The sequence below is a fragment of the Paraburkholderia gardini genome, from assembly GCF_907164545.1.
Lineage (GTDB): Bacteria > Pseudomonadota > Gammaproteobacteria > Burkholderiales > Burkholderiaceae > Paraburkholderia > Paraburkholderia gardini.
The window spans coordinates 58,669-77,584 of record NZ_CAJQZB010000014.1; the positions used below are offsets into that span (position 1 = coordinate 58,669).

An 18,916-nucleotide genomic window follows, 5' to 3' on the forward strand; every position below is an offset into this window, starting at 1 on the left:
CAACGCGCGGCCGGGCCTGCCGGAACCGCGGGCCCGTGCGCAGTAGCGCGGCCTACGCCGTCGGCCGGAACATCTGGAACATCTCGCCGATCTGTGCGTAATCGGCGCGATAACCGGCGCGCATGATCGGCTGCGCGGCGTGCGTGTCGAACAGGCCGTCCTTCAGGAACGCCTTCTGGATATGCACGCCGACCACCTGACCGAGCGCCAGATAGTTGTCCATCGGCGTGCCGTCGAGCGCATGCAACCGGATGATCTGCAACAGCCTGCATTCGAGCGCGGCAGGCGCCTGCGCGACATGCGGCACGCCGATGTTGCGCCCGGCGGCGGGCGTGAGCCCCGACAGTTCGAACTCGTCGACTTCGGGTCCGACCGGCGCGGACGACTGGTTCATCTGCTCCGCGAGCGGCCGCGTCGCGAGATTCCACGCGAATTCGCCGGTCGCCTCGATGTTGCGGATGCTGTCCTTGTAGCCTTCGCTGCTAAAGCCGATGATCGAAGGAGACGTCGCGAACGCGCCGAAGAAACTGTACGGCGCGAGATTCAGGCGGCCTTCGGGCGAACGCGTCGAGATCCAGCCGATCAGGCGCGGCGCGACGATCGCCTTGAATGGATCGTGCCGCAGACCGTGGCCTTCGGCGGGATCGTAGAAATGGACGTCGGGATTCATGGGCGGCTGCCTCCAGGGGTTGAACAAATAGCGTCGTTCACCGTGCTCAACCGCGGCTGATCACGCGCCTGCGCCCTTCCTTCACCTGCGCCACGTGCGCGTCGTCCCAGTCGTAGAACCCCGCGCCGCTTCGCACGCCGACGCGCCCCGCACTCACCTGCTCGCGTAGCAGATCGATGACGTCTTCGTCTTTCGCGAGCGCCGGCATCAGATGCGAGGCGATGTCGACAAACGTATCGAGGCCGCCCATATCGGCGCTTTCGAACGGACCGACGATGCCCCAGCGACGCCCAAGCGATGCCTTCATCACACGGTCGACTTCTTCCGGCGTGGCGGCGCCCGAGCGCACGATATTGAGCGCCTCGCGCAGCACGGCGAACTGCAGCCGGTTGCCGACAAAGCCCGGAATCGCCTTCGCCAGTTGCACCGGCTCCATGCCGATCGCCGACATCAGCGCGACGGTTTTCGCCGTCACTTCCGGCGTGGTTTCGCTGCCTGGCACCACTTCGACGAGCGGGATCATGTGCGGCGGATTCCAGAAGTGCGCGATCACGAAACGCTCTTTGGCGCGCAACGGACCGGTCAGCGCATCCGGCGGAAAACCGCTCGTGTTGCTGGCAAGAATGGCGTCGGGGGCGAGAAGCGGGTCGAGCGCTTCGTACAGACGATGCTTGAGCGCCAGCACCTCGGGAATCGCTTCGATGATGAACTGCGCCGAAGCCATGATATCGAGCGCGCCGTGCGTTTCGATGCGGGCGAGCGCGGCCGTTTTAGCCGCGCGGTCGATGCGGCCGGCGTCGATCAGTTCGTCGAGCACGGCTTCGGCCTTGGGGACGACGCTCGCAAGACGCGCTGCATCGACGTCATGGACGATCGTCCGGTATCCGTGCAACGCGGATTGCGTCGCGATGCCGACGCCCATCAAACCCGTTCCGACTACACCCACCACTGCCTGATCATTGTTCAAGCCATTCTCCTGCGCCATCGATGAAAGCGTTCAAGCATAGCGCAGTGTGCTTTTTCGCGGCGGCATGCCCACATGCAACAAAGGCCGGTCTCTCTGGCGAGAGAACCGGCCTCTGCTCGCATGACGCCCTTGCGGACGCCATGCGGTTCGCGCACCCTGCGCTATCGATATCAATAGTGCTGGGGCGGGCGATGCTCGTCGTGATGATGCGGATCGTAGTCGTGCGGATGATGGCGCATCCACTCGTCGTGCTGCCAGTAACGGTGACCGTCGTAATAACGGTCGCCATGCCAGCCGATGCTGATGCTGACGCCCACCGGGATCATGTGCGGCTGGCCGTAAGCGGCCGCGGACGGCCCGTCGTGCCTCACCATCGGAGCGTATTGTGCGAAAGCGGAACCTGCGGTGAGCAGGGCGCCACCGGCAAGCAAGGTGGCAATGACAGTGCGGGTCGTGCGGTTCAAGGTTTTCATGGTGGACCTCCGTTTTTGGATTCAACGCATGCCGGGTCTGAACAATCCGCTGCGCTACTGCTGCGAATGTCGAACCGCCGTGTTGCGCTTGAGACCCACTTTAGCGACGCAAACCGCTCACAACCGTGAGCACTTGTAAGCAGGCGTTTCAGTTCCTGGTTGCCGAACGTCATGGTCCGGCGGTGAAAATATTCAGCAAGCATCAAGACTTATGTCGGACTTCGATCCGGAAGAGCCGGCCAGTCGCGTCAATTGCCGTTACATTCCTTCGGTTTGAGAAATATTGCGGCGCCCGCAAGATTACGAAAAGAATGGAAATTGAAAGAAAATCAAAAGGTTGGCGCAGAGTGCAGCGCTCCGTCCGGGCAGGAAACGTGATGGAATTCGTGCAGTGGCTGCGCGCCGCGATCCGGCGTGCGGGGACGAAAAAAAAAGCCCGATGTGGAAATTCCACATCGGGCTTTTTGAGTCTCGACCCGGGCTGATCAGCCGCGCAGGAAGCCGAAAATTGCGATGCCCTGCGACTTGCGAACGCGTTCGGCTTCGCGATAGCGCGCTTCGTGCGAATAGTCCGAGTCCAGCGGCAGGAACGGCGACGCAAAGAGGTCGCTAACCTTTTGAAACAGTGCAAAGATCAAGCTCATGGCGACTCCCGGTTGAATGATTTGCCAAGGTTTTCCCTTATCTCGAATTATAGGGTTATCCCTTAGTTAAATCTAGTGCAGTGCAACATTTCGTTCGCCGAATTCCACGTCGCACGGCTTCACACGGGTTTGATGCGTTGCATCATTACAACAAAACAGGGGTTAACTCAGTGCGCGGGTTTGGTTTTCGTCTTGTGAGCGTGCCGGGTACTGGCTGAGTGCTTCGTCGAGACAGCCGGCGCCGCTGGCGCGGCGGGCGGCACCGGAATGATTGCCGGCGCGCTGACGGTTGCCGAATCGGTATCGAGCAGCGTCGATAGCGTCGCCTGCTGGTTCAGCATCATCTGTTCGATGCGCTGTTGCTGCGCGGTCGAATCGCGCGTGAGACGCATCAGGAGCAGCGTCTGTGTGATGCCGATCGCGACCGTCACGAGCAGCGCGGCGACCACAATCGAGAGCATCCACTTCATCCGGCGCGAATGATCGGTCGCGGCGCGGCGTTGATCGGCGATCACGCCGTAGAGCGCATCGACGGTATCCGCGAAGGCGGTCGCCCGCGCGCGATCGAGCTCAGGCGCGGCGGTGTTCGTCGCGGACGACGTTTGCGGCGTACCGGAAGACCTCGACGCGGCGCCTGCCGGCGTCGGTTGCGCCTGGGCGCCGAACGATGAGGTGCGCGGTGCGCTGGCCGACGTCGCGGCAGCGACATCGCTGGAAGCCGGGCTTTCGCCTGAAGCGCTGGTATCGCGCGAAGCGTTCGCCGCTTTCGCAAACGTCGATGCAAAGCGCGGCGGCGATGCGCCCGGCTGACTCACCGATGTCGTTTCATTCGTGCGCGCCGCCACAGCCTGACGCAACCCCGCCGACGACGCCGAAGGCGCAGCTGGAATAACCGGCGCGGCCGCGCGGGCTTCGGCCGGCTGACCGGAGACTGCCGGCGTGGCGGCCGGGGATTTCGCGGAGGAATCCGCACTGGCGCCCGTCCGTTTTGCCGATGCGTTACGCGCCGGATCTGCCGCTTCGGTGGACACACTTGCGTGACTGTCCGCGTCCGTCCCGACCGCAGCGGTCGCATCGACCTCGGGCACCGCCGAAGCCGCCGCGTTCGATCCAGTGTGAACGCCTTGCGCCGAGGTAGCGATCGCACGCGCCGGCCCGGTCGTGTCTACCGCCGCGTCGCCGATCGACGGCTCCACGCGCTCATCCAGCACGCTGGCCTGCCTCGACAGCGACGTCGCCTCGTCGATGTTCGCCGCGCGTGTCACGCGACGCGCCGGTTTTGACTCGCCTGCCAGTGCATCGTCTTCGTCCGTGATGCCCACGGCCGCCAGCACTTCGGCGGGCAGCTCGAAACCGGTGAGCGTGCCCTGTCGCGTGTCGATGGTCATGGCTTCGAGCGTGGCCCGCGTCGGATCGTCGGGGAACAGGTCGAACGTGCTGTCGTCGCGCGGGACGTCGCTCAGTTGCGCGAGCCGCTGCGCGGAGCGCGCGGCGCGGGCCAGCTTGTTTTCGGTTTCAGTGGAGACTGTCGTCTCGCCCCGCTTTGCGGAACTGGCGCGACGTGCACGGGAATTCGGGGATGCTGCCAAATCTGCGGAATCTGCCATGAGGGGAAGGAGCGGTTGTTTTAGTCGTCAGCCGGCGCGCGCCGGCCGCAGGTCGCCGCTGCAAAATGCCATCTTCGTTTTTCGAGACCGCATTGTCGCACGGCCGCACGCCCGCTTTGGTCCGCAGCGGGCAAATCGTCGAACTTCGTCGTGCAATAACCCACCCCGCTACGACGAAGCATCCTCCCGAAACTCCTTCACACCCGGCAACGCGCGAAGCTGGTCGCAAATGGCGGTGTACTCGGTCGCCGACACGCGATGCAGCGTGATGGTGATCACGTCCAGCTCAGGTGCGTCGTCGCTCTGCTGCATGACGAACTGCTTCACGCGCGGGCTGGCCGTACCCAGCGCATCGTGCAGCGTATGGAACGTCAGCGTGCCGCGTTCGACCTGCATCGTTATCTGGCGCCGCTGCTTGACCGTGATGAAGCGACGCTCGATCGGCTTGATGCCCGCGAGGATGATCAGGATGATGACCGTCGCCGCAATCGCGGCCGTGTACAGGCCGCCGCCCACCGCAAGGCCGATCGCTGCAACCGACCACAGGCTCGCCGCCGTCGTGAGGCCGCGCACGATCTCGCCGCGCAGCAGGATCGATCCCGCGCCGAGAAAACCGATGCCGGAGACCACCTGCGCGGCGATCCGCGATGGATCGAGCACGACGTGATCGCCACCGAGTGCGTCGGCGAACCCGAACGCCGAAACGATCATGATGAGCGCCGAGCCGACGCAGACCAGCATGTGCGTGCGCAATCCAGCCGCCCACGAAAGGCGTTCGCGCTCGAATCCGATCACACTGCCGAGCAACGCTGCGAACACGAGCCGCGAGACAAGTTCGACGTTTCCGGGCATGGTGGTTCCTCCGTTTCCTGAATCGGGGCGGTCACGGCGCGATACGCTGCGTAACGCGCCGCGCCACCCCTTCTGGTTTATCCTTGCGCACAACAGGTCTGACGGCGCCCGACGAAATCGCGCCGAAACGTGACCCCTACGCCCGTTTTTTTACCCGCACGATACATACCCGCCGCATGACATCATCCGCTTCCACGGCCACGCTCGCCGCCCTGCTACGCAATCATTTCACGCAGGTGGTTTTGCCGATGTGGCGCGGGCCCGGCTTCAATGCCGCGCTCGGGCTGCCCTGTGAAGCGGTCGGCCACGACCACCGGCCGCTGCCTGTCGTACGTTATCGCGCAATGGCGTGTGCGCGCCAGCTATTCGTTTTCTCGCAGGCCGGCGACATCGCGCACGCCGATGTCCTGTTCGATGCACTGCGCCGCCATTTCCATGACGCGCAGCACGGCGGCTGGTTCTATAGCGTCGATGCCGACGGGGCGCCGCTCGATACCACGAAGGATCTGTACACGCACGCGTTTGTCGTGTTCGCCTGCGCGGAATATCTTGCCCGCTCCGGCAATCGGGATGCGCTCGATGTGATGAACGAAACGTCCGCGCAGATCGTCGATCGCTTCGCCGCATACGACGGTTTGCTCAACGCCGCGCTCGACGCAGGCTTTTCCGCCGTCACCGGCACGCCGGTGCAAAACCCGCTGATGCATCTGACCGAAGCGTGGCTCGCCGCGCATGATGCGACCCGGGATGCGGCGTTCGCCACGTCGCTCACGCGTCTTGTCGAGGCCATCGCGCGCACGTTCGTGCATCGGCCGACGGGCTGCATCGCTGAATTGCCAGCGGGATCCGTCGACAATCGCCTTGAACCAGGCCATCAATTCGAATGGTTCTATCTCGTGCGACGCGCCGCCGGTCTTCTCGGGCAATCGGATCTCGACGCCGCACTCACGCGCGCGTTCGATTTCGCCGAAACGCACGGTATCGATCATGCGACGGGCGGCGTCTACGCGTCGCTCGACGAAGTGGGCGCGATAAAGGACAGCGTGCAGCGCATCTGGGCCCAGACCGAGTATCTGCGCGCGCTCGCCACGAAAGGCGGCGAAGCGGCAAACGCCCGCTTGCCGCAGCAGATCGAGCGTTTTCGCGGACGCTTTTTGCGCAGCGACGGCTGGATCGAAAGCATGACGGCCGCCGGCAAGATCATGCGCGCCGAGATGCCCTCGACCACGCCCTATCATCTGGCGACCTCATACGCTTCACTGCCGGTTTAAAGCTTCACGATACCGCGCCCGGAATCCCGGACACCGGTACCGCGTGCATGAGTTGCTGTGCCTGCTGATGCAGCGAAGCCGTGGTTGCGTCTTCGACAATCTTGCTGCGCATCGGGAACGCCTGCATTGCCAAAGGGATGACTACGGGTTTACGGCATATGCGGGAAGCCTTGAGGCCGATCCGCAAAAGAAGCGATATTCCCCGCCCGCAGCAGACTCGCGACGAATTGCCTTTGTTTTCCGCGGCAATCCGAAGGCAATGTCTTCAAATGACCTTGACGCCGTGCGCAAGCGCTTCCTAGAGTGGACAGGAACCAGACGGGCCGACGCCCGAAGGAACCGAGATGACCGATCTACTCGACCGCGCACGCGGCGCGCTGCACGCGCAGCCATTCAGCATGCTGCTTGGCGCCGAACTCATGAATACGGGCGCGCACGAACTGACGCTCTGTCTGCCCATTCGCGACGAACTGAGGCAGCAGCATGGCTTCGTCCATGGCGGGGTGATCAGCTATCTGGCCGACAACGCGTTGACGTTTGCCGGCGCGCTCACGCTTGGGCCGCGCGTGGTGACGTGCGAATACAAGATCAACTACCTGAGGCCCGCGATCAACGGCACCTTGATGGCGCGTGCGCAGGTCCTGCACGCCGGGCGCAATCAGGCGACGTGTCAGTGCAACATCTTCGTGATGGACGGCGGCTCGGAAAAGCTCATCGCCGTGGCGCAGGGCACGATCAACCGCATGGCTGAAGGTACGGAAATCGCGGCGCCGGCCTGAGGGAGGTTTTGACGCGAACACCGGCTGAAGCAGGGTGTTCGCACAGCGCGGCCCGTCGGGCCGCGCGTCACGCTACTACACTTATTCCGCCGCGTAAGTCTTCTGGCTCTGCTCGCCGAGGCCCTGAATGCCAAGGCGCATCGTCTGACCCGGCTTCAGGAACACCGGATCCGGCTTCACACCCATGCCGACGCCCGGCGGCGTGCCGGTCGAAATCACGTCGCCCGGTTGCAGGCTCATGCACTGCGACAGGTACGACACGAGTTTCGCGACCGTGAACACCATCGTCTTCGTGTTGCCGTTCTGGTAGCGGTGGCCGTCCACTTCGAGCCACAGGTCGAGCGCCTGCGGATTGGCCACTTCATCGCGCGTGACGAGCCACGGACCGATCGGGCCGAACGTGTCGAAGCCCTTGCCCTTGTCCCACGTGCCGGTGCGTTCGATCTGCCACTCGCGCTCCGACACGTCGTTGATCACGCAATAGCCCGCGACGTAATCCAGCGCGTTGGCTTCGTCGATGTATTTGGCTGGCTTGCCGATCACCACACCGAGTTCCACTTCCCAGTCGCATTTCTTCGAGTTGCGGGGAATTTCGACGTCGTCGTTCGGGCCTACGATCGCGCTCGTCCACTTGTTGAAGACGACCGGTTCGGCCGGCACCGGCAGGTTCGATTCCGCTGCGTGATCCGCGTAGTTCAGCCCGATACAGACGAACTTGCCGATATTCGCCACGCACGGACCGATGCGCGGATTGCCTTCGACCACCGGCAGCGAAGCCGGATCGAGCGCGCGCAGTTTCGCGAGGCCTGCGTCGGTCAGCACGTCACCACCGATATCGGCGACGACTTTCGACAGATCGCGAATCTTGCCTTGCGCATCGAGCAAGCCCGGCTTTTCCTGACCTTTCGGCCCATAACGAAGCAGTTTCATCGTGGCATTTCCCTGGTGTTCAGTGAAAAAACGCGCTGGCGGCGCGGACTGCGGCCGCCGTGCAGCTAGTTGGACCAGCCACCGTCGATCACGTGCGCGTGACCGGTGGTGAACGCGGATTCGTCCGACGCGAGATACAGCGCGAGCGCCGCGATCTCTTCCGGCTTGCCGACACGCCCCATCGGCTGACGCGCGACGAAGGCCGCCTGGACGGCATCGATTGTAGCGCCCTGGGCCTGCGCCTGCGCCGCGATGCGCTGTTCGAGCGACGGCGAAGCCACCGTGCCCGGACAGATCGCGTTGCAGCGCACGCCGCGCGTCACGAAGTCCGCCGCGACCGCCTTCGTGAGGCCGATCACGGCCGCCTTCGACGCACCGTACACGAAGCGGTTCGGCACGCCCTTGATGCTCGAAGCCGCCGACGACATGTTGATGATCGAGCCGCCGCCCTTCTCGAGCATGCCAGGCAGGAACGCGCGGATCGTCCGGTACATCGCTTTCGCGTTCAGATCGAAAGCAAAGTCCCAGTCTTCCTCGCTCGCTTCGAGAATCGAACCTGCGTGCACGAAGCCCGCGCAGTTGAACAGCACATCGATCGTGCCGAGTTCGGCGGCGAGCGCCTTGATCGCGGCGGCATCACGCACGTCCAGCCTGCGTGCCTCGACGGGCTTCCCGGCGAGTGCATCGATGCGGATATCCGTGGCGATCACGCGGGCGCCCTCGCGCGCGAAGAGCTCCGCGGTCGCGAGTCCGATGCCTTGTCCGGCGGCAGTGATCAAGGCCGTCTTGCCGGCCAGTCTTTGTATCATCTACGGCTCCAGTTGAAATGGCGTTTGAGTCATACCGGGTATTGCAGCGTGTACCGGGATAAGCCTGGCACGCGCATGAAAGATTCATAGTCGATAGAAGGCCGCCGCATTGCCGCCGAACACCGCATCGCATTGCGTCTGCGACAACGATGCCAGCAGGGCGTTCGCGACGGCATGCCACATCGGGTAATCGCCGTTCAGGTTCAGCACCGGCCAGTCGCTGCCCCACATCAGGCGTGACGGGCCGAATTGCGCAAGCAGATGGTCGACATACGGACGCAAGGTTGCCTCGGTCCAGCCCGGCGCCGCTTCGGTGGCAAGACCGGACAGCTTGCAGTGAACCTGCGGAAAACGCGCCAGCCGTTCGATGCCGTCGGCCCACGGCTGCCAGCCCGCCGAGCCATCGCGGATAGCAGGCTTCGCGCCGTGATCGATGACGATACGCAATGACGGAAAGCGCTGGATGAACGTTTCCAGCGCATCGACGTGACGCGCGAAAATCAGCGCATCGAACGCGAGGTCGTGTGCGATGACGGCTTCGATCGCCGGCCTGAGTGCGGGGTTCGCGATCCAGCTGTCGTCGGGCAGGTCCTGAAGCATCGGCCGCACGCCCTTGAACTTCGGCTCGCGTGCAAGTTCGGCGATGAGCGCGGGCGCATCGTCGTCGAGCAGCGGCACCCAGCCCACCACGCCCGCAATCGACGCCTCATTGCGCGCGAGGTCCAGCAGATAACGCGTTTCGTCGACAGTCGGCGCCGCCTGCACGACGACGGTTTTGTCGATGCCCTCAACAGCGCGCAACGGCGCGAGATCGGCCGGACCAAACGTGCGATAGAGCGGCTTCAGATCGGGCGTGAGCCAGCCGTAGTCGCCGCGATCCGGATTCCAGTAGTGCTGGTGTGCATCGACGCGCGTTGCCATGTCAGTCTCCGGGCACGGGCGCGCGTGGATCGAGCAGCCCTTCACGCAACGCTTTCCACAGGGCGGCCGGCAATTCACGCTCGAACGATGCGACGTTCTCGCGCAATTCGCCGGGGTTGCGCGCGCCCGTCAACACGGTGGCGACAGCCGGATGAGCATACGGAAACTGCAGCGCGGCCGCGGCAAGCGGCGCGCCATGCACGCGGCAGATCGCTTCGAGACGCGTCACGCGGTCGATCACATCCTGGGGCGCGTCGCCGTAGTTGTACTTCAGATCGCCCTGCACGCCGCGCGCGAGGATGCCCGAATTGAACGCGCCGCCGAGCAGGATGCTCACCTGCTTCGCTTCGCACGCGGGCAGCAGATCGTTCAACGTATCCTGTTCGAGCAGCGTATAGCGGCCCGCAAGCAACGCGCAGTCGATATCGAATTCCGCCATCGCTTCGAGAATCGCCGCGCCTTCGTTCACGCCGAGACCGACCGCCTTGATCGCGCCGGCCGAGCGCAGCTCGTCGAGCGCCTTGAAGCCGCCGCCTTCGGTCAGCTGCTTCCAGTAGTGCGCGTTACGATCGCCGTGCGTATAGCGGCCGATATCGTGAACCAGCAGGATATCGATATCGACCATGCCAAGCCGGTGCTGGCTGTCTTCGAACGAACGCAGGATGCCGTCGTGCGTGTAGTCGTAGATCGCTTCGAACGGCAGCGGGTTCTGCCAGCCCTCGCTGCCGTCGTAAGGGTGCGTGCGCGGTACGAAGCGCCGACCGGCTTTCGTCGACAGCACATACTCGCCACGCGGATATTTGCGCAGCGCGTGCCCGAGGCGATGTTCGGCTTTCGTGTGTCCGTAGTGCGGCGCGGTGTCGAAATAACGGATGCCGGCGTCCCAGGCGGCGTCGATCGTGCCCTGGGCTTCTGCGTCGGTGAGATCGCGATACAGGCCGCCGAGCGGCGCCGTGCCAAGACCGAGGCCGGTCACTTTCAGGTCGCGCCGGCCAATGCCGCGCCGCTGGCTGACCTTCGGATTCGCCGCTGTCGTCATGCAGATGTCTCCTCTCTCATCGTTACCGCGCTTCAGACCGGCGCGATTTCAACTACGCGATGCCGCGCCGCGCTCGAAGGCAGGCATGCTGGCCCCACCGGCTCGAACGTCTTGTACGTCAGGATAAACTCCTGGTGGCCCAGTGCTTCCGACTTCGATGCCGCGCCCCGCACGACGGCGAGCGTTGTATCGAACACCTCGCGGCCGACTTCGTCGAGCGTTGCGCGGCCCTCAAGAATACGCCCGGCGTCGATATCCATGTCGCCCGCAAGGTTGCGATACGTCGACGGATTCGCGCACACCTTGATCACCGGCGAAATCGCCGAACCGACCACCGAGCCGCGCCCGGTCGTGAACAGGATCACGTGCGCGCCGCACGCGATCAGCTCGCCGATCTCCGCGTTGTCGCTGATGTTCGGAAAGCCGAAGCGCGGCTCGCCATCCGGCACGACGTCGAGCAGATAGAGCCCGCCAGTGGGCGGCACATCGCCAGGTTTCACGATGCCGACAATCGGCGATGCGCCGCTTTTGGCGTACGCGCCCAGCGACTTCTCTTCCTGCGTCGTCAGCCCGCCGTCGGCGTTGCCGACCGCGAAACTGCCGTGTCCGAGAATGGAATAGTAACGCGCCGCCTTCGCAACGCAAGCGACGATTTCGTCGCCCAGATCGTCCCGTGCAGCGCGGCTCTTCATGTGGAATTCGCAACCGACCAGCTCACCGGTTTCCTCGAAGATGCAGGTCGCGCCCGCGTCGATCAGATGATCGAACGCGCGGCCCACGGCGGGATTCGCGGTGATGCCGCTCGTGCCGTCGGAGCCGCCGCAGATCGTGGCGATCACGAGTTCGTCGAGCGCCATCGGCACTTTTTGCTGCGCGGCCAGCTGCCGGCGCGCGTCGCGCACCCAGTCGACGCCATACTGGATCGTGCTGCGCGTGCCGCCCTTTTCCTGGATCGTCAGCACCTCGACGGGCCGGCCGCTCGCGCGCACGACGTCGACGAGGTAGTGCTTGTTCATGCTCTCGCAGCCGAGCGAGACGAACAGCACCGCGCCGACGTTCGGATGCGTGGTGAGCTGCTGCATCATTTTCTCGGCGTAGCTGTTCGGGTAGCAGCCCGGAAAGCCGATCAGATGGACGGGCGGCTCGCGCTCGCCGGAAGGATCGTCGAACGCGTCGAGCGGCTCGCGAAACTGCGTGACGATTTCGCGCGCGACGTGATGCGCGCATTCGACGAGATACGCCACCGCGACGACATTGCGGATGCCCTTGCGGCCATCGCTGCGCGGATAGCCCTGCAGCACCGGCACCGGCGTGGCCTCGAGCGGCTGCGCGGCGGCGGATGCAACGGAAGTGTCAATCATGATCGTTGGTTCCCGCACGGCGAAACGCCGTGTTCAGTGATGCACGAATGCGTGACCCGCGTCGTGCGTGTAGGTCGGCAGATAATCGCTTTCGAGGTTGTGCGTGTGCAGGTGCGCGCCGCGTGCGACGGCTTCGGTCACGTGACCGATCACCGCGCCGTAGCGCAGGACCTTTTCGTCCTGGACGAGGGCGCGCCGCGCGACCTTGTGGCCGAGATCGATGGTCTTCGCGAGCGTGACACGCTCACCTTCGATCATGACCTCGGACCCGGCTTCGAGACGCGCTCCTGCGATCAGACAGTTGTCCTGCGGCGTCAGCAGGATGAGACGCGGGTCGGTTGATGAACTGCTCAAAATAGTGTCTCCGTGATGCGCGCTGGCGTGTTTCCGCCAGCGCTTCTTCCAGCGTTTCGCGTTTCAGGTCAGTTCTGACCTTCGCCACCCGCGAGCCGCGCCACCATCAGCGAGCCGAGAATGATCGCGCCGTAGATCGCCTGGATCCAGAACGACGGCACCTGCGCGAGCGTCAGCAGGTTCTGCACGACGCCGAGCAGCAGCACGCCGGACAGCGCGCCGAGCATCGTGCCCTTGCCGCCATCGAGCGAAATACCGCCGATCACCGCCGCCGCGAACACCGTGAAGATCATGCCGTTGCCCTGATTCGCGTTGATCGCGCCGACGTAACCCGTCACGATCAGGCCGCCGATCGAGGCGAGCATGCTGCCGAGCACGAACACGCCCCACGTGATGCGCTCGACGCGAATGCCCGCCGCGCGCGCCGCTTCCGGGTTGCCGCCGATCGCGTAGAGCGCGCGGCCGACACGGTGATAGCGCAACATGAACGCAGCGATGGCGAACGCGGCGGCCGCGAGCCACACCGAAACCGGCAGGCCGAGCACGATGGTCGTGGCGAGCGTGAAGAATGACGACGGCATGTCGAACAGCGTGCCGCCCTTCGTCGCGCCGACCAGCATGCCGCGCAGCACGATCAGCATCGCGAGCGTGACGATGAACGCGTTCAGCCGCAGCCGCACGACGAGAAAGCCGTTGATGAAGCCGATTACCGCGCCGACCAGCACGATCGCGAGCAGGCCCATCGCGGTCGGCCATTGCAGGCCGAAGCCCGCGGACGCCGCCGGCATCACGAGCATCGCACCGATTGCGGGCGCGATGCCGACCGTCGATTCGAGCGAGAGATCGAACTTGCCGGTCAGCACTATCAGCGATTCGGCGAGCACGACGAGCGCAAGCGCCGCCGATGCGCCGAGCACGCTGATCAGGTTCGCCTTCGTCAGAAAGCTCGGGCTGACGAACGCACCGATCACGAGCAGCAGCGCGATGGCCGGCAGCAGCGCGAGGTCGCGCAGACGCGCGAATTCGATCCGCGCGCGGCGGCGCTGCGCGACGGGCGCGCCGGCCTGTGCCTGACCCGTCGCGAACGCGGGCGTGGGCGCACTATTCTTCATGGAGACTGACTCCTTCAACTGAGGCGATAAGGTCGTGGTCCTGCCAGCCTGCCGGGAATTCGGCGACGACGCGGCCACGGAACATGACCAGCACGCGGTCACAGGTGCGCAGGTCGTCGAGTTCGCCCGAGACGACGAGCACGGCCTTGCCGTCCTCGCGCACGCGGTCCACGACGGACAACAGCGCTTCCTTCGATTTCACATCGACGCCCGCCGTGGGGTCGATCAGCACGAGCACGTCCGGATCGGTCGCGAGCGCACGCGCCATCACCACTTTCTGCTGGTTGCCACCGGACAGGCCCGACACGACGTGCTCCGGTCCCTGCGCGACGATGCCGAGCGCGTCGATCATCTTCCGGCCGAACGCGTTTTTCTTCGCGGGCGGTGCAATGCCGAATTTGCCCAGCAAGCGTGTGATCGTCATCGACGCGTTTTCCGCGATCGACTGCGAGAGTACGAGGCCTTCGTGATGACGGTCCTTCGGCACGCAGCCAATGCCGGCGGCGAGCGCGGCGGGCACATCGCCCGAGGGCAGCACGTTGCCGTCCACGCGGATTTCGCCGCGCTTGATGTTGCGCAGGCCCGCGATCGCTTCGGCGACGCTCGTGCGTCCGCTGCTCGTCGCGCCTGTCAGGCCGACCACTTCGCCGCGCTTCACGGCGAACGACACGTCGTCGTAATCCACACCGGCGAGATTCGCCACTTCGAGCGCGACCGGCGTGTCGTGCGGCAGCGCTTCGCGCGCCGCGGCATCGGCGACGTTCAGGCCGCCGCGCTCGCCCGTCATCGCCTCGATCAGCTGCTCGCGCGGCAACGCGGAAACCGGCGCGCTGACGATATGCCGCGCATCGCGCAACACCGTCACAGCCTGGCAGATCTCGTACACCTCCTGAAGATGGTGCGAGATGAAGAGGAACGTCACGCCTTCGCGCTGCAGTTCCTGAATACGTTTGAAGAGGCGCTTGATTTCGTCGCCGTCGAGCTGCGCCGTGGGTTCATCGAGAATGATGAACCGCGCGCCATACGACAGCGCGCGCGCGATTTCGACGAGCTGGCGCGCTTCGACGGACAGGTCGCCCGCACGGGCGTCCTCGCGCACATCGATCTTCCAGTGGTCCAGCAGCGCGCGCGCATCGCGCCGCATCGCCGGCCAGTCGATCACGCCATGCCGTGCCGGCTGGCGGTTGATGAACAGATTCTCCGCGACACTCAGATCGCGGATGATCGTCGAATGCTGATAGACGCACGCGACGCGTTCGCGCCAGGCATCGCGATCCGCGATCGGCGGCGCCGCGACGCCGCCGAAACGCACCTCGCCGGCATCCGGCTTGCGCAGGCCGCTGAGCATCGACACCAGCGTCGATTTGCCGGCCCCGTTACGCCCGACGAGTGCATGCGACTCGCCGGGCATCACGCGGATGCTCACGTCTTTCAGCGCGGCCGTCGAACCGAAGCGCTTCGTCACATCGAGCGCTTCGACCACGGCGGACACAGCGGAGGACGTCATTTCACTCATTTGACGGTGTTGCCCCAGAGGCTCTTGTCGTCGACGTTCGCCTTCGTCACGAGCGGTGCGGGCAACTGGTCTTCGAGTCGTCCCGGCGCCAGCTCGATGATGGTGCTGCCGTGATCCGTCGGACCCGGCTTGAACGTCTGTCCGGCGAGCGCGGCCTTGATGTAGTACAGGCCGTACTTCGCGTACAGGTCGGCCGGCTGCGACACCGTTGCATCGATATCGCCGCGGCGGATCGCGTCAAATTCCTGCGGAATGCCGTCATTGCTGACGATCACGACGTGCTTCGGGTTGCCCGCCGGATACAGCATCTGCTTGCGGCGCAGCGTCTGCAGCGTCGGCGACAGATACACGCCGCCCGCCTGCATGTAGATGCCCTTCACATCGGGGTTCGCGGTCAGCAGGCTGTCGAGCCCGGTCGCCGCGACGTCGCCCTTCCAGCCCGCCGGGATTTCCAGCACGGTGAGCGCCGGGAATTTCTTCATGCAGGTGCGGAACGCTTCCGAGCGGTCGCGTCCGTTCACCGAACCGAGATCGCCCATGATCTGCACGACCTTGCCCGCTTTCACGTGCTCGCCGATGTAGGTGCACGCCTTCTCGCCGTACGCGTGGTTATCGGCCCGCACGACCATCGCGACCTTGCCCTGCGTCGGTGCCACGTCGACCGTGACGACCGGCACGTTTTTCGCCGCGGCGGCGTCCAGCGCGCGGCTGATCGCCGCCGAATCCAGCGGCCCGACGACGATACCCTTCGAACCGAGGTTCAGCAGGTTGTTCATGTCGGTGATCTGCTGCACCGGGTCGCCGTTCGAGTTCACGGGCGCGAGGATATCGATGCCCATCTGCTTCGCGTACTTCGGCAGGTAGTTGTTGTACGACTGCCAGAACGGCGAGGTGAGCATCGGCAGGCCGAGGCCGATCTTGCCGACTTCCGCGGCGTGCGCGGTCGTGCCGAGGGCCGCGCCCGCGACGCACGAGGCGGCGAGGCTGAGCGATAACGTCTTGCGAATGAAACGGCGGGCCGTGTGCTGCCCTGTTGCCAGATTCGACATGCTTGTCTCCGGGATATGCGTTGTTGAACCGCTGGAAGCCGAGAGTCGGCATCCGGCACGTTGCCATGCGCTTTCTTATAAATTGGTGGTTTTTCATTCACCAATGAACGTATTATTCATATGCGAACTTTCTTAAGTCAAGGGAATTGCGCTGTACCACGTGTCCGTACTTTCCCTGGCGGCTCGCCGCGCGCAACGCTCTACACTCACGCGCCAGGCAGCCGATGAATTGCACGAGGACCTGAAACACGATGGCAACCGATCTGGAAGACAAGGACGACGCCGACCGCTATCGCGCGCCCGCGCTCGACAAGGGTCTCGATATCCTCGAACTGCTGGCCGAGCAGAAGGACGGCCTGACGCGCGCCGAGATCACGAAACTGCTGGGCCGCAACGCGAGCGAGATGTACCGGATGCTGGAGCGGCTCGTCGCGCGGCAGTACGTGGTGCGCTCGCCGGGCGGCGACCGTTATTCGCTGAGCCTGAAGCTGTACGCGCTCGGACACCGGCATCCGCCGATGAACCGGCTGATCTCCGAAGCCCTGCCGCTCATGCAGCGCTTTGCCGATCGTGCCGAACAATCGTGTCACCTTGTTGTGTACGACCGCGGCAATCTGCTTGTGATCGCGCAGGTCGACGGTCCGGGCACGTGGGGCATTTCGGTGCGGCTGGGTTCGCGCGTCGGCCTGATCGACACGGGCTCGGGCCGCGTGATGCTCGCGTTCCAGACGCCCGAGCAGCGCGCGCATCTGCTCGCCGAACATACGAAGGTGAAGGGCGAAGTCACCATCGATCGCGACGCGCTGGAACGCGTATGTGAGGAGACGCGCAAGGCGGGTTTTTCGCGGAAGGACAGCCAGCAGACGGTCGGCGTCACCGACCTGACGTTCCCCGTGCTCGGGCCATCCGGCCAGGCGATCGCGGCGATGACGTGTCCGTATCTGCGCCGTATCGACGAGTATGTCGCGCCCACGCTCGAAGCGGCGACGGCGATGCTGCGCGAGACGGTCGACGCGCTTTCGATGTTTCGCGAGCGTGTCTGACGACGAATGAAGGGGCAGGCGGGAACGGACTTGTGCGAGGCGCGGGACGCGTTAGAATAGCGGCCCTTTCCGAAACCGCCGCACGATTCCCGTGTCGTGCGCGCCCAATGTATACGTCATGGCTAAACTTCTGAACGATCACGAATTCCAGCGTTTTTCCGAGCTTCAGCAGAAGCAGGCCAGCTTCACGATCACGAGCGGGGAAGCCGACGAGTTGCGCGACATCGTCGCGCGCGCGCAGAAAAAACGCGACGATCGCGCAGCGGCGATGCAGGCGATCGAAGCGCACATCCGGCAGTTCGACATCACGCCCGACGAGCTGTTCTCGTCCGACCAGATCGCCGACGCAGCGCGCACCTTCGGCCTGATCCCGGCGGCGAAGAAGGAACGCGTGCTGCCGCCTTCGTTCACGTTCAACGGCAAGCCATATCAATGGACGCGCGCGCTGCCCGAGGAAATCCGCATGCCGCTGTTCGAAGCGTTCACGGGCGGCCAGTCGGTGAAGGGCTTTATCGCCACGCCGAAAGACGTGCTCCGGTGCGCCGCGACGATCGCGCGCCTGGAAAAGGAAACCGGCGCTGTGTATGCGCAAGCGTGGCTTGAAGAACTGGCCGTGTCGCGCGCGCAGGTCGAGGAGCAGGCGGCGAAGCTGGCGGCGTAACTGGCCGTACAACTGGCCACATGGGCGGGCCAGGCTGCTGCGAAAAGGCGCATGGGATTGCGCCTTTCATTTGCGCGCGATCTGGCTGCTCACCGCTATCCCGTACAGCGGATGAGGTATCGGTGTTCTGTGACCATGCGATGCTCATCGTCACACCTGGATCAGGATTCAGTGAGCCCTCATAATCCTGGCCACCATAGAACACACCCTCGATGAATGCCTGTCCCTCACGAACCGCGAACGCAATGACTGTTCGCCGGCGGTAGCTGGTAATACGCAGGCCCGGTCGTATGTCGTCGCGACGTGTGCCCCGGCGCGGGAAGATCCGCAAACTCTCGCAATACGCAAGGATGCCATCGACGTAGCGCGCCGCCAGCGCCGGCGAAGCAGCCTCGGCGATATATCGCTCGATATCCTCGAGTTGCGAGAGCGCTTCAGGCGCAAACTTGACCGGCGGTGTCGTCATGCGTTTTCTATGTTCCTTTCTTTCGTCTGGCGGCAAGCGCCGAGCGCACCTCGCTTACGCCAAGTGCCCGTGAGGGATCGGCCACCAGTGCATCGTGGGCCGGCGCGACCTGCTCGCGCAGCCATGACTCGACGGCACGATCGCGAGCGACCAGCGTGCGCAGGCCATCGCGGATCACCTCGCTTTCAGTGGCGTACTCGCCAGAAGCAACCTTTGACCGCACCATGTCAGCCATTTCGTTCGGCAAGGTGATGCTGAATTGTTGGGTGGAACGCATGACGACTCTCCGAGCCAAATGTATAGGATTTAATCCTACACCATCCTGCCCGGCGACGCCCGTTCAATATTGCTACTTTCACCATGATCACACTCCGTATAACTAACTAATACGA

The 18,916-nt window shown here is 64.3% G+C and carries 20 protein-coding genes and 1 pseudogene; 4 read left to right on the forward strand and 17 right to left on the reverse strand.

All coding sequences use genetic code 11. The features are described 5' to 3' along the window. Positions 1 to 52: 52 nt before the first annotated feature. The 6 genes from LPA37_RS12215 to LPA37_RS12240 form a co-directional block, all read right to left on the reverse strand. Positions 53 to 670 (reverse strand): flavin reductase family protein, encoded by a 618-nt coding sequence (locus LPA37_RS12215; protein ID WP_228978318.1) that lies wholly within the window; start codon positions 668 to 670, stop codon positions 53 to 55. 46 nt (positions 671 to 716) lie between these two features. Beyond that, entirely contained in the window at positions 717 to 1,592 is an 876-nt protein-coding gene (locus tag LPA37_RS12220) for a 3-hydroxyacyl-CoA dehydrogenase family protein (protein ID WP_228978494.1), read from the reverse strand. A 215-nt stretch (positions 1,593 to 1,807) separates the two neighbouring features. Next, positions 1,808 to 2,110: a hypothetical protein gene (locus tag LPA37_RS12225; protein WP_229012680.1), complete on the reverse strand. Its 303-nt coding sequence runs from the start codon at positions 2,108 to 2,110 to the stop codon at positions 1,808 to 1,810. 485 nt (positions 2,111 to 2,595) lie between these two features. Beyond that, positions 2,596 to 2,754 carry a hypothetical protein gene (locus LPA37_RS12230; RefSeq protein WP_228978315.1) on the reverse strand — a complete coding sequence of 53 codons (159 nt, stop codon included), beginning with the start codon at positions 2,752 to 2,754 and terminating at the stop codon, positions 2,596 to 2,598. Positions 2,755 to 2,921: 167 nt separating this feature from the next. Next, positions 2,922 to 4,343: a hypothetical protein gene (locus tag LPA37_RS12235; protein WP_229012681.1), complete on the reverse strand. Its 1,422-nt coding sequence runs from the start codon at positions 4,341 to 4,343 to the stop codon at positions 2,922 to 2,924. A gap of 186 nt (positions 4,344 to 4,529) precedes the next feature. Continuing rightward, complete coding sequence (locus LPA37_RS12240) at positions 4,530 to 5,213, reverse strand: MgtC/SapB family protein (protein WP_228978313.1); 684 nt, start codon at positions 5,211 to 5,213, stop codon at positions 4,530 to 4,532. Between the two features lie 176 nt (positions 5,214 to 5,389). On the opposite strand from LPA37_RS12240, the gene LPA37_RS12245 reads away from it, so the two are divergent. After that, on the forward strand, positions 5,390 to 6,484 hold the full coding sequence (locus LPA37_RS12245) for an AGE family epimerase/isomerase (protein WP_228978311.1): 1,095 nt from the start codon (positions 5,390 to 5,392) through the stop codon (positions 6,482 to 6,484). 344 nt (positions 6,485 to 6,828) lie between these two features. After that, entirely contained in the window at positions 6,829 to 7,263 is a 435-nt protein-coding gene (locus LPA37_RS12250) for a PaaI family thioesterase (protein ID WP_228978309.1), read from the forward strand. Positions 7,264 to 7,344: 81 nt separating this feature from the next. Here the strand turns inward: LPA37_RS12250 and LPA37_RS12255 are convergent, their stop codons facing one another. The 9 genes from LPA37_RS12255 to LPA37_RS12295 all read right to left on the reverse strand — a co-directional run bounded on the left by LPA37_RS12255 (position 7,345) and on the right by LPA37_RS12295 (position 16,354). Then, positions 7,345 to 8,193, reverse strand: a complete 849-nt coding sequence (locus LPA37_RS12255; RefSeq protein ID WP_228978308.1) for an ureidoglycolate lyase — start codon at positions 8,191 to 8,193, stop codon at positions 7,345 to 7,347. Positions 8,194 to 8,258: 65 nt separating this feature from the next. Continuing rightward, positions 8,259 to 9,002, reverse strand: coding sequence for an SDR family oxidoreductase (locus LPA37_RS12260; protein WP_228978306.1), 744 nt, complete (start codon positions 9,000 to 9,002; stop codon positions 8,259 to 8,261). A gap of 84 nt (positions 9,003 to 9,086) precedes the next feature. Continuing rightward, the gene (locus tag LPA37_RS12265; RefSeq protein WP_229012682.1) at positions 9,087 to 9,923 is read right to left on the reverse strand and encodes an amidohydrolase family protein; all 837 of its coding nucleotides are present in this window, start codon (positions 9,921 to 9,923) and stop codon (positions 9,087 to 9,089) included. A gap of 1 nt (position 9,924) precedes the next feature. Next, positions 9,925 to 10,962, reverse strand: a complete 1,038-nt coding sequence (locus tag LPA37_RS12270) for an aldo/keto reductase (protein WP_229012683.1) — start codon at positions 10,960 to 10,962, stop codon at positions 9,925 to 9,927. A 32-nt stretch (positions 10,963 to 10,994) separates the two neighbouring features. Then, positions 10,995 to 12,323 (reverse strand): UxaA family hydrolase, encoded by a 1,329-nt coding sequence (locus tag LPA37_RS12275; protein WP_229012684.1) that lies wholly within the window; start codon positions 12,321 to 12,323, stop codon positions 10,995 to 10,997. Positions 12,324 to 12,356: 33 nt separating this feature from the next. Then, positions 12,357 to 12,677, reverse strand: coding sequence for a UxaA family hydrolase (locus LPA37_RS12280; protein WP_229012685.1), 321 nt, complete (start codon positions 12,675 to 12,677; stop codon positions 12,357 to 12,359). A gap of 68 nt (positions 12,678 to 12,745) precedes the next feature. Beyond that, the gene (locus LPA37_RS12285) at positions 12,746 to 13,789 is read right to left on the reverse strand and encodes an ABC transporter permease (RefSeq protein WP_228978296.1); all 1,044 of its coding nucleotides are present in this window, start codon (positions 13,787 to 13,789) and stop codon (positions 12,746 to 12,748) included. Continuing rightward, a complete protein-coding gene (locus LPA37_RS12290) occupies positions 13,779 to 15,305 on the reverse strand; it encodes a sugar ABC transporter ATP-binding protein (RefSeq protein WP_228978294.1) in 1,527 nt (508 codons plus the stop codon). Before LPA37_RS12290 ends, LPA37_RS12285 begins: the two co-directional genes overlap by 11 nt. Further along, positions 15,302 to 16,354, reverse strand: coding sequence for a sugar ABC transporter substrate-binding protein (locus tag LPA37_RS12295; RefSeq protein ID WP_229012686.1), 1,053 nt, complete (start codon positions 16,352 to 16,354; stop codon positions 15,302 to 15,304). Before LPA37_RS12295 ends, LPA37_RS12290 begins: the two co-directional genes overlap by 4 nt. Positions 16,355 to 16,605: 251 nt before the next feature. Between LPA37_RS12295 and LPA37_RS12300 the strand changes: the two genes are divergently transcribed. Beyond that, the gene (locus LPA37_RS12300) at positions 16,606 to 17,397 is read left to right on the forward strand and encodes an IclR family transcriptional regulator (protein ID WP_228978290.1); all 792 of its coding nucleotides are present in this window, start codon (positions 16,606 to 16,608) and stop codon (positions 17,395 to 17,397) included. A gap of 118 nt (positions 17,398 to 17,515) precedes the next feature. Beyond that, positions 17,516 to 18,058: a hypothetical protein gene (locus LPA37_RS12305; protein ID WP_229012687.1), complete on the forward strand. Its 543-nt coding sequence runs from the start codon at positions 17,516 to 17,518 to the stop codon at positions 18,056 to 18,058. A gap of 196 nt (positions 18,059 to 18,254) precedes the next feature. Here the strand turns inward: LPA37_RS12305 and LPA37_RS12310 are convergent. Both LPA37_RS12310 and LPA37_RS12315 read right to left on the reverse strand, forming a co-directional pair. Beyond that, positions 18,255 to 18,524: pseudogene (locus LPA37_RS12310) on the reverse strand (type II toxin-antitoxin system RelE/ParE family toxin); the annotation flags it as partial. Between the two features lie 7 nt (positions 18,525 to 18,531). After that, complete coding sequence (locus LPA37_RS12315; protein ID WP_228978287.1) at positions 18,532 to 18,801, reverse strand: type II toxin-antitoxin system ParD family antitoxin; 270 nt, start codon at positions 18,799 to 18,801, stop codon at positions 18,532 to 18,534. Positions 18,802 to 18,916 lie beyond the last annotated feature (115 nt).

Coding starts and splice junctions, on each gene's coding strand:
- LPA37_RS12215 (WP_228978318.1), bottom strand. CDS start 670: ATGAATCCCGACGTCCATTTCTACGATCCCGCCGAAGGCCACGGTCTG.
- LPA37_RS12220 (WP_228978494.1), bottom strand. CDS start 1,592: ATGGGCGTCGGCATCGCGACGCAATCCGCGTTGCACGGATACCGGACG.
- LPA37_RS12225 (WP_229012680.1), bottom strand. CDS start 2,110: ATGAAAACCTTGAACCGCACGACCCGCACTGTCATTGCCACCTTGCTT.
- LPA37_RS12230 (WP_228978315.1), bottom strand. CDS start 2,754: ATGAGCTTGATCTTTGCACTGTTTCAAAAGGTTAGCGACCTCTTTGCG.
- LPA37_RS12240 (WP_228978313.1), bottom strand. CDS start 5,213: ATGCCCGGAAACGTCGAACTTGTCTCGCGGCTCGTGTTCGCAGCGTTG.
- LPA37_RS12245 (WP_228978311.1), top strand. CDS start 5,390: ATGACATCATCCGCTTCCACGGCCACGCTCGCCGCCCTGCTACGCAAT.
- LPA37_RS12250 (WP_228978309.1), top strand. CDS start 6,829: ATGACCGATCTACTCGACCGCGCACGCGGCGCGCTGCACGCGCAGCCA.
- LPA37_RS12255 (WP_228978308.1), bottom strand. CDS start 8,193: ATGAAACTGCTTCGTTATGGGCCGAAAGGTCAGGAAAAGCCGGGCTTG.
- LPA37_RS12260 (WP_228978306.1), bottom strand. CDS start 9,002: ATGATACAAAGACTGGCCGGCAAGACGGCCTTGATCACTGCCGCCGGA.
- LPA37_RS12265 (WP_229012682.1), bottom strand. CDS start 9,923: ATGGCAACGCGCGTCGATGCACACCAGCACTACTGGAATCCGGATCGC.
- LPA37_RS12270 (WP_229012683.1), bottom strand. CDS start 10,962: ATGACGACAGCGGCGAATCCGAAGGTCAGCCAGCGGCGCGGCATTGGC.
- LPA37_RS12275 (WP_229012684.1), bottom strand. CDS start 12,323: ATGATTGACACTTCCGTTGCATCCGCCGCCGCGCAGCCGCTCGAGGCC.
- LPA37_RS12285 (WP_228978296.1), bottom strand. CDS start 13,789: ATGAAGAATAGTGCGCCCACGCCCGCGTTCGCGACGGGTCAGGCACAG.
- LPA37_RS12290 (WP_228978294.1), bottom strand. CDS start 15,305: ATGAGTGAAATGACGTCCTCCGCTGTGTCCGCCGTGGTCGAAGCGCTC.
- LPA37_RS12295 (WP_229012686.1), bottom strand. CDS start 16,354: ATGTCGAATCTGGCAACAGGGCAGCACACGGCCCGCCGTTTCATTCGC.
- LPA37_RS12300 (WP_228978290.1), top strand. CDS start 16,606: ATGGCAACCGATCTGGAAGACAAGGACGACGCCGACCGCTATCGCGCG.
- LPA37_RS12305 (WP_229012687.1), top strand. CDS start 17,516: ATGGCTAAACTTCTGAACGATCACGAATTCCAGCGTTTTTCCGAGCTT.
- LPA37_RS12315 (WP_228978287.1), bottom strand. CDS start 18,801: ATGCGTTCCACCCAACAATTCAGCATCACCTTGCCGAACGAAATGGCT.